Source organism: Mesorhizobium sp. M7A.F.Ca.AU.001.01.1.1 (genome assembly GCF_004022735.1).
GTDB classification, from domain to species: Bacteria; Pseudomonadota; Alphaproteobacteria; order Rhizobiales; family Rhizobiaceae; genus Mesorhizobium; species Mesorhizobium ciceri.
Genome location: NZ_RZPF01000261.1, coordinates 1 through 7,794, shown reverse-complemented (window position 1 = coordinate 7,794; position 7,794 = coordinate 1). Strand labels below are relative to the sequence as shown.

Genomic DNA, 7,794 nt, shown 5'->3' with positions numbered 1-7,794 from the left:
GGGCTGGCGATCCTCAAGCACACCTTCAACCTGTCGGATGAGGTGCTGTGCGAGCGCTGGGTGGAGAACCCTTACTTCCAGTATCTCACCGGCGAGACGTTCTTTTGCCATACGCTGCCGTTCGACCTCTCGTCGATGACGCGCTGGCGCAGCCGCATGGGCGAGGAGCGGATCGTGGCGCTGTTGCAGGAGAGCCTCAGCCTTGCGGTCAAGACCGGGGCGATGAAGCCGGCCGACACGCGCCAGGTGATCGTCGACACAACCGTGCAGCCGAAGAACGTCATGTTCCCGACCGACGCCAAGCTCATCAACCGGGCGCGCGAACGGCTGGTGCGGCTGGCCAAGAGGGAAGGAGCTCCATTTGCGCCAGAGCTATCAGCTGGCGCTGATCAGCCACCAGCGCTATGCCCACGCCAAGCAGTTCAAGCGGGCCAACAAGGCGCTGCGCAGGCTCAAGACCTATCTCGGCCGGACCATTCGCGACATTTCTCGCCAGATCGCCGGCGATGCGGGGCTGGACGCGCTCTTCAAATGGCCGTTCTACCAGGCCGCCACCGTTCTCTAGCAACGCCAGCGCCAGCGCGGCCGCAAGATCTACAGCCTGCACGCGCACGAGGTGGAATGCATTGGCAAGGGCAAGGCGCATATGCCCTACGAGTTCGGTGTGAAGGTGTCGGTGGCCACCACGCTGAAGCGCTCCAAGGGCGGCCAGTTCGCCCTGCATGCAAAAGCGCTGCCCGGCAATCCCTATGACGGCCACACGCTGGCAAGCGTCATATCGGCCACATCAAGAACGAACACCGCATGGGCCGCAACTACCTCGCCGGCCAGCAGGGCGACGCCCTCAACGCCGTCCTGGCCGCCGCCGGATACAACTTCTCCCTCCTGCTCAGGTGGCTGAAGTGATTTTTGTGGCCCTTGATCGCCCTGCTTCAACTCCGGCCGAAGTCGGTCGCCGCTTAGCGTCTGGATCACGGTCGACCAGCACGAGTTCCAAAAATCCAACCTGCATCTCAGGCACCGCGTCCTGACCTCGGAAATCGAGGATCCAGTCTCGACAGAGTATTCGACAAGATGCGGACGTGTGTTACAATAACGAGCCGCAACTCATACCAGACATGAGCTCATATTTTGGGATAGTGGCCTCCAAGCGGTCAAGCCACGGACGCGAATGTCATCCGATAAAGGGTCGCGGCGTCATAGATGGGCAGTCCTGTCCTACGACGGATTGCTGACGTCACCATCGGGAACAATGTACATTCAAATAGGAGGGCGGCAATCCCCGGATGTGCGGCGCCAAGTCGCGCGACACAGGCTGCAACCTCCGACTCCATTTCAACAACACCAGCCGGCCACGCGTCACCTTCAATGCCGCCGATGACTACTCTTGCCTCTGCGGATGAATCTATGCCCAGCAGCTCTTTGCCGCAGTGTCTTGAGTCTGCGGCCACAACGGCGAGCTTTGCGTCAGCTGGAAGCTGCCGGAGTAGCGTGGGCGCCAGTAGCAGGCTCGACATGGCCACCGGGACTTCGACAGACGCGGCCACTGCAGCCTGGTACCGGATACTGAACCCGCAGTCCCCGGTTATCGCGACTGCTCCGCGCTCGACCAACCGCCTGGCAGCTGCAATGTAGGCCGGCTCGAGAGAAGCATCACCGGGAATGACCCTCTCCTCCAAAGCCCCGGCCGCGGTCTCTATTATAATTGGGAAGTCGAAAGTTGCCGGGTTGAAGACCGACTCCGGTTGCGGTGGCGGAAATTCACGAGGCGGAAGTCCGATCTCCAGCCCAATAATTCCGAGGGCCCTTTGTTGAGTTGTCACGGAAGCATCCTTCTTCTGGAAGCAGCTAAGATGGTGATTTCGGCAGCAAATGCCCATCACCTGCGCGATACAGGTTCTCTCTGAATGCACGAATTTAACAGCGTCGAAACGGCTGTTTCAGAGAAACATGCCTTTCCAGGCGCAGTAAGTCGGCATTGTTTTGGTGCATTCGCATGAAAGCCGTAAAAACTGGGAAACCGCAGAACGCTTGTGCGACCCTCCCCGGGCCTGTAGGATACCGGGTTTGCGTCCGCCGTCAGACAATCGTGTTAGGGCACTTTCCAGAGCCCAGATGCCCTGAATGGCAGATTGAACGCACATCAGATCTTCAAGCTCGCAACTGCCGAACGGGCAGCGCTATTTACCTAACTCGACCAATCTGGGGCTTGGACCGGACGATCCTAGTTATGCAGTCCTGAATGAACTGGGGCAGTAACCTCGACATCAACCCGGCCCTGAAAAACCGCGCGTAGGTTCGTCGCAGGGCAGCCTGCTCCGAACGGACCAGTTCCTGCCCGGAAGCCACCCACGGGATAACTCAACTAGCGGCACAACCCGCAACTCACCTCGTCTCCAGCACCGCATTGAGAAACTGCTGCGTTCGCTCGTTTTGCGGATTGCCTAAAAGCTGGCTGGGCGGGCCTTGCTCGACAATCTTACCGCCAGAAAAGAAGCACACGCGATCGGAGAACTCCTTGGCAAAGCCCATCTGGTGCGTGACCATCAGCATTGTGAGGTCATGTTCGGCGCTGAGCTTGCGGATGACGTTGAGCACCTCTCCAACCAGTTCCGGGTCAAGCGCTGATGTCACCTCGTCAAACAGCATCACCTTGGGCCGCATGGCCAACGCCCGAGCGATCGCCACGCGTTGCTTCTGGCCCCCGGAAAGCTGGATCGGGAAATGGTTCTTCTTGTCGCCGAGGCCCACCAAGTCGAGCAGCTCTGCCGCTCGGGCCTCCGCCTCCTTCTTCGAGAGCCCAAGGACGGAGATCGGCGCCTCCATGCAGTTCTGCAGAGCAGTCATATGCGGGAACAGGTTAAAGTGCTGGAACACCATACCGATCTTGGCACGCACGCGACGGAGATGACGCTCGCTCGCCGGCACTATTTGGCCGTTCTTCTGCGTATGCGTCAACGGTTCACCGTCGACCCATATCACCCCCCCGTTGATGTGCTCAAGCGTCATCAGCATGCGCAGAACGGTGGTCTTGCCCGAGCCGGACGGACCAATGATGGACACCTTCTCGTTGCGTGCGATCTCGAGATTGAGTTCGTCCAGCACCGTCAACGCGCCGTAGCGCTTTGTGACGTTCTCGAAGCGAACTATGGGTTCGTTCATGACTTTTTCGCTGCGCCTGATATCGAGGTCAAGCTCGTCCCGCCTGGCTGATGCCCTAGGGCGCTTCGTGAGATCGTCCTCGAAGCGAAGCACAAATTCGCTCATAGTATAAGGCCTCCCTATTGCAGATGGTAGCGGCGGTTGAGCCAGACGCGGACCGACTGCACGATAGCGGAAGCAACCAAGCTGAACACGTAGTAGAAGAAGCCGCACATAGTGATCGCTTCTATGTATCGATAGTTATTGCCCCCGAAATTTTTCGCCTGCTGCAGCATCTCGAAGATCGAGATTGCCGCCAGGACCGGCGTGTCCTTGAACATGCCGATGAAGTAATTGCCCAGAGCTGGCACCATGGGCGGGATCGCCTGCGGCAGAATGATTGTTCGCCAGGTCCGCGTTCGCGAAAGGTTTAGTGCCGTACAGGCCTCCCACTGGCCGCCATCCACATTCTCGATGCCGCCGCGGAAGACTTCGGAACAATAGGCTGCATAGTGGATCCCCAGCACGCCAACTCCCGCCGTCCAGGCAGGAATGAAGATTCCGATCTGCGGACCAACGAAATAGACAAAGAACAACTGCAGCAGCAAGGGCGTTGAACGGATAAACTCCACGATCTCCGCCATGGTGGTCGAGACGTAGCGGTTTGGCGACTGGCGAATCATCGCGAAGACAAGACCCAATATCAGCGCGATCGCAAACCCGAGCAGCGTAGCCTCAATGGTGACGATCGCTCCCTGATAGAGATATGGGAAAGCCTCCCATACGTAAGACCAATCCCAGATCTTCAAGCCACCTGCTCCCGAACGAAACCGCGCGAGACGCGGCGTTCCAGCCAGCGCACGAAAGGAGTGATGAGGGCGCGCGCGATGATGTAATAACCGAATAGTGCAACCGCAAAGAACAGCATATAATCGCCAGTTGCGTCGGCCGCCTGCTTGGCGGCGCTAGTAAATTCGGGAATGGTGATGAAGAAGACGAGCGAGCTACCCTTAAGCACATCGATGAGCATGTTACCCCAGGTCGGCAGCATGGCGCGCATTGCCTGTGGGAGGATAATACGCCGCATCATGGTGAGCCGCGAAAAATTGAGCGCTGTAGATGCCTCATACTGGCCCCTATCAACGGCCTGAATGGCGGCGCGGACATACTCGGCTGCGTAGCCAGAGGCATTCATTCCGATCCCCAAAATTCCGACAGTCCACGGCGACAGGAAAATACCGAAAATCGGCAATACAAAGAACCACCAGTAGAGCTGAACCAGCATGGACGTCCCGCGGAAGAATTCGATGTAGGCGATACTGAACCAGCGCAACTGCCGACGGGGAGAGACTCGGGTCAGGCCCACGAAAAGCCCAAGGACGATCGCTACGACGCAGGCGCCAAGAGTGACGATGACCGTAGTCATGACGCCCTTGGTGAGCACGGCAAAGATAAAGCTGAGATCGACCTTACTCATATGCCCTCCCCACTGACCGCCTACCGGCCAAGGGCCGGGGAGCGGTCAGACGCATAGCTTCAGCCCTTGCAAAGATCAGCGGTCTTGCTGCCATCCGGGAGATCGCGTTTGGTGTAACCATATTTGCCGACCGCGGCCATCATTTCGTCAGAGCCAATATAGTCTTTCAACACAGCATTGAACGCGTCTACCGCAGCCTGTTCGCTGAGCGGGAAGGCTATGGCGGGATGTTCATTCGGTCCCGGCGGGGTATACGGGTCAGCCACCTCAATGCTGGGATCCTGCTCGGCAAGAGTCGTCGCGTTCAGACTATAGAGCGAGCCGGCAGCGGCGCGGCCGGCCTTTACAGCCTGTACGACCTCGGGCGGTCCGGCGACCTGCATAACCTTGTCGTCAGGGAAACCTAATTTCTTCGCCTGCTCGACTGCGGTGGTACCCGTCATGATGGCCAGGGTAAGCCCCTTCTTCTGAGCGTCATGGAGGGAATGCAGCGCTTCCGGATTGCCCTTCGGCACGATCATCGAATCATTGCTCGATGCGATCGGTTCGCTGAACAGGACGTTGCGGCACCGCTCCGGCTTAATCCACATGCCGCCCGTGATGATGTCAAAGCGACCAGCCTGGAGGCCCGGGACAAGGGAACCCCAATCGGTTACGACCGGCTCGATTTTGGTCGTTCCCATCTTTCTCAGAACGTCCAGTGTCATCACATTGACCAGGCCAAGCGGCTCGTTGTTCGCACCAGGATAGGCACTGGGAGGCTCATTGGTGAAGCCAAGACGGATCGTTTCTCCGTTCTTAATCTTATCGAGCAGCGACTCCGCCGAGGCCGAACCGGCAAAGGACGAGATTGTCATCGCCGCCAGGCCGAGCGCGGCAATCCTCTTCAAGATTGCAGCCTTAAAGCATTCGTCGAGTTTCCACTTGACCACTGGTTAGTCCTCCGTTTTCGCATCGCCGATGGTCTCCCGATATGCCTCGGGAAAAGACCATTGCATCATTTGTTGAGCTTGTAGTCCGGCGGTTCCCATCATCGTGTGAGCTGCAGGGTCCCCACTTAGGTATAGATTCCTCCAGTCGATCCTTTGCTACGCCACTTGTGCATGCTTCGTGAGCGTAGCAGCGCAGCTGTGGTGCTTTGTGCGAGAAATGCAAGTTATTCGCAGAAATTCGGTGATTTTTGGGTGCATACGCACATTTCCGTCATCCCCGTGGTTCGTTGGAAGTGAACAATCGCGAGCTGTGGTATGGCCAACTGAGGCACACCACGTCTTGCATGACTCCTGCCCTGCCCGGTTGGATGGGCGCCACCGCCTGGGCTATGCCCTTGTTGCCATGGCAGGGCACAAGTTCGTCGTATGCGACACGCCGCTGAGAGATTCGCCTCGGAGACGCTGGCCCGAGCATTGTTCCCGTCACAGTTGATCATTCGTGCCATTGACGGATGAGTCTGTTCACGGCTTCGCTCCGGATCAACCTGGACGGAATCGCCGGCATTATTGAGCAGATGGAAATCTGAATTCCTGATCAGCTTCGCCAGGTTGATCCCTTGCTCCGGCGTCGCGGTAGGGTCGTTCTTGGACCAGATGATCAACGTCTGGGCCTGAAGCTGATCAAGGTAGGGGAAGATATACTTCTGCTGCAGCAGTGGATAACGATGCAGGTTTGTCTCGTCTTCCGGCAATCTCTGCCAGATCTCCCATTGTCCCCGAGCCGCGGCCCGCCGATAGGCTTCTCGCTCGGCGCATTCCACATCCTGCCCGTGGGCGCGGCAGCTTTTCCGCCGTGCGGTGATGTATTCCTCTTCGCTCGGCATCGGGCCGGAACAGCCGTAAGCCTGCCGGCAGGCCTCCAGCCAAGCTTCGTCACGGTCATCTCCGAACGCCGGCGACACGGAGTTAGCGGTCAGCAGGACAAGCTTAGAAACAAGATCGGGACGCACGATCGCGACCCGCGCGTCGACGAATGATCCTTCTGAATGGCCGACTAGCGTGATCTGCTTCAAACCCAGTTGTTGGAGGAAGCTAATTACATGATTCACACGACCGAGCCGGTTAATGTATTTGCAGTCAGCAGGATAATCCGTTCCCCCAAAATGGAGTTGATCAATCGCTACTACCGTAAATTGATCGGATAGCCCGTTCAGCTGCCGAACAAAGGAACTCTTAGCCTCTGCACGGAAGCCCGCCCCCTGCAGGAAAACAATCGGCCTACCAGCTCCGTTCTCGCAGTACGATGTCTCGACACCATCAACCGATACGCGATGCTTGGTGATCATCGGTTCCTCGGCAAAAGGAGGGGCATCAGGTCGGCATTGCGACATGCGAGATGGACTGCCATTGCTCACTCCTGAGCGTAGCAGCCTCACATGCCACGTTGCCGAACTATCTCGTCTGAATACCGGAAATCGGCACCCCGGAGCCTCGCGTCTTGTCACTTTGCTCTGTCGTCGCCCAGCCACTGCGGCCGGGAGCCTTTTAGGTGCATGGGTGGCATTCCCCGCAAGATTTCAACCCTTGCACAGGTCGCCGGTCTTGGTGCCGTCCGGCAGATTGATTTTGGTGTAGCCGTATTTTGACCGACTGCATCATTTGGTCGGAGCCGATATAAGTATTCAATACCTCGTTGAAGGCATCGACCGCCTGCTGATTGGGCAGGAAGGCGAGACTTGGGTAGCCGGCCTTCCCAGCCGGCGGGGTGAACGGATCTGCCATTTCAACGCTGTCGACCTTGTCAGCGAGCTCCTTACCGTGAAGTAGTTTAGCGACCCCGCCGCCGCGCGGCCGACCTTCACTGCCTGCAAGAATTCGGCCTGGCCGGCGACCTGCATGACACGATCCTCCGGAATGCCCGCGTCTTTGGCGGTCGTGACCGTGTCGGAACCGGCGGTGGTGACCAGCGTTAGGCCCTTATCACGAATATCGTCAAAGGAGTGCTGGTCTTTTGGGATTGCCATTCGGCATGAGCAGGGCTTCGGTGAACTTAGCAAGCGGCTCGGTGAACACCACATTGCGGCAGCGCTCCGGCAGAATGTACATGCCGCCTGGCCTAGCTCCGTCTGCCGTCTCTCAAGGTTGTGTCGGCCAATTTCTCAGCCACCATAATCGTCGGAATGTTTGTGTTCGCCCGAGGGCAAAATGGCATGACGGAAGCGTCGGCGATCCTCAAACCCAAAA

Annotated in this window: 7 protein-coding genes and 1 pseudogene; 1 reads left to right on the top strand and 7 read right to left on the bottom strand. The window is 58.1% G+C overall.

Annotated elements, in window-relative coordinates; genetic code table 11:
• Positions 1–906 (top strand): annotated as a pseudogene (locus EN884_RS17390) (IS5 family transposase); the annotation flags it as partial.
• 248 nt (positions 907–1,154) lie between these two features.
• Here EN884_RS17390 and EN884_RS38990 read toward each other — a convergent pair.
• The 7 genes from EN884_RS38990 to EN884_RS17350 all read right to left on the bottom strand — a co-directional run.
• Positions 1,155–1,823, bottom strand: a complete 669-nt coding sequence (locus EN884_RS38990; protein ID WP_176477193.1) for a hypothetical protein — start codon at positions 1,821–1,823, stop codon at positions 1,155–1,157.
• Between the two features lie 562 nt (positions 1,824–2,385).
• Positions 2,386–3,162, bottom strand: a complete 777-nt coding sequence (ehuA, locus tag EN884_RS17380; protein ID WP_063170381.1) for an ectoine/hydroxyectoine ABC transporter ATP-binding protein EhuA — start codon at positions 3,160–3,162, stop codon at positions 2,386–2,388.
• Positions 3,163–3,281: 119 nt separating this feature from the next.
• On the bottom strand, positions 3,282–3,950 hold the full coding sequence (ehuD, locus tag EN884_RS17375; protein ID WP_063169345.1) for an ectoine/hydroxyectoine ABC transporter permease subunit EhuD: 669 nt from the start codon (positions 3,948–3,950) through the stop codon (positions 3,282–3,284).
• Complete coding sequence (gene ehuC, locus EN884_RS17370; protein ID WP_063169346.1) at positions 3,947–4,618, bottom strand: ectoine/hydroxyectoine ABC transporter permease subunit EhuC; 672 nt, start codon at positions 4,616–4,618, stop codon at positions 3,947–3,949. The genes ehuD and ehuC overlap by 4 nt, the downstream gene beginning before the upstream one ends.
• A 59-nt stretch (positions 4,619–4,677) precedes the next feature.
• Positions 4,678–5,550: an ectoine/hydroxyectoine ABC transporter substrate-binding protein EhuB gene (gene ehuB / locus EN884_RS17365; protein ID WP_082826582.1), complete on the bottom strand. Its 873-nt coding sequence runs from the start codon at positions 5,548–5,550 to the stop codon at positions 4,678–4,680.
• A gap of 224 nt (positions 5,551–5,774) precedes the next feature.
• On the bottom strand, positions 5,775–6,896 hold the full coding sequence (locus tag EN884_RS17360; protein WP_063169347.1) for an alpha/beta hydrolase: 1,122 nt from the start codon (positions 6,894–6,896) through the stop codon (positions 5,775–5,777).
• A gap of 770 nt (positions 6,897–7,666) precedes the next feature.
• On the bottom strand, positions 7,667–7,794 hold a 128-nt coding region (locus tag EN884_RS17350), incomplete at its 5' end, for a GMC oxidoreductase (RefSeq protein WP_144289770.1).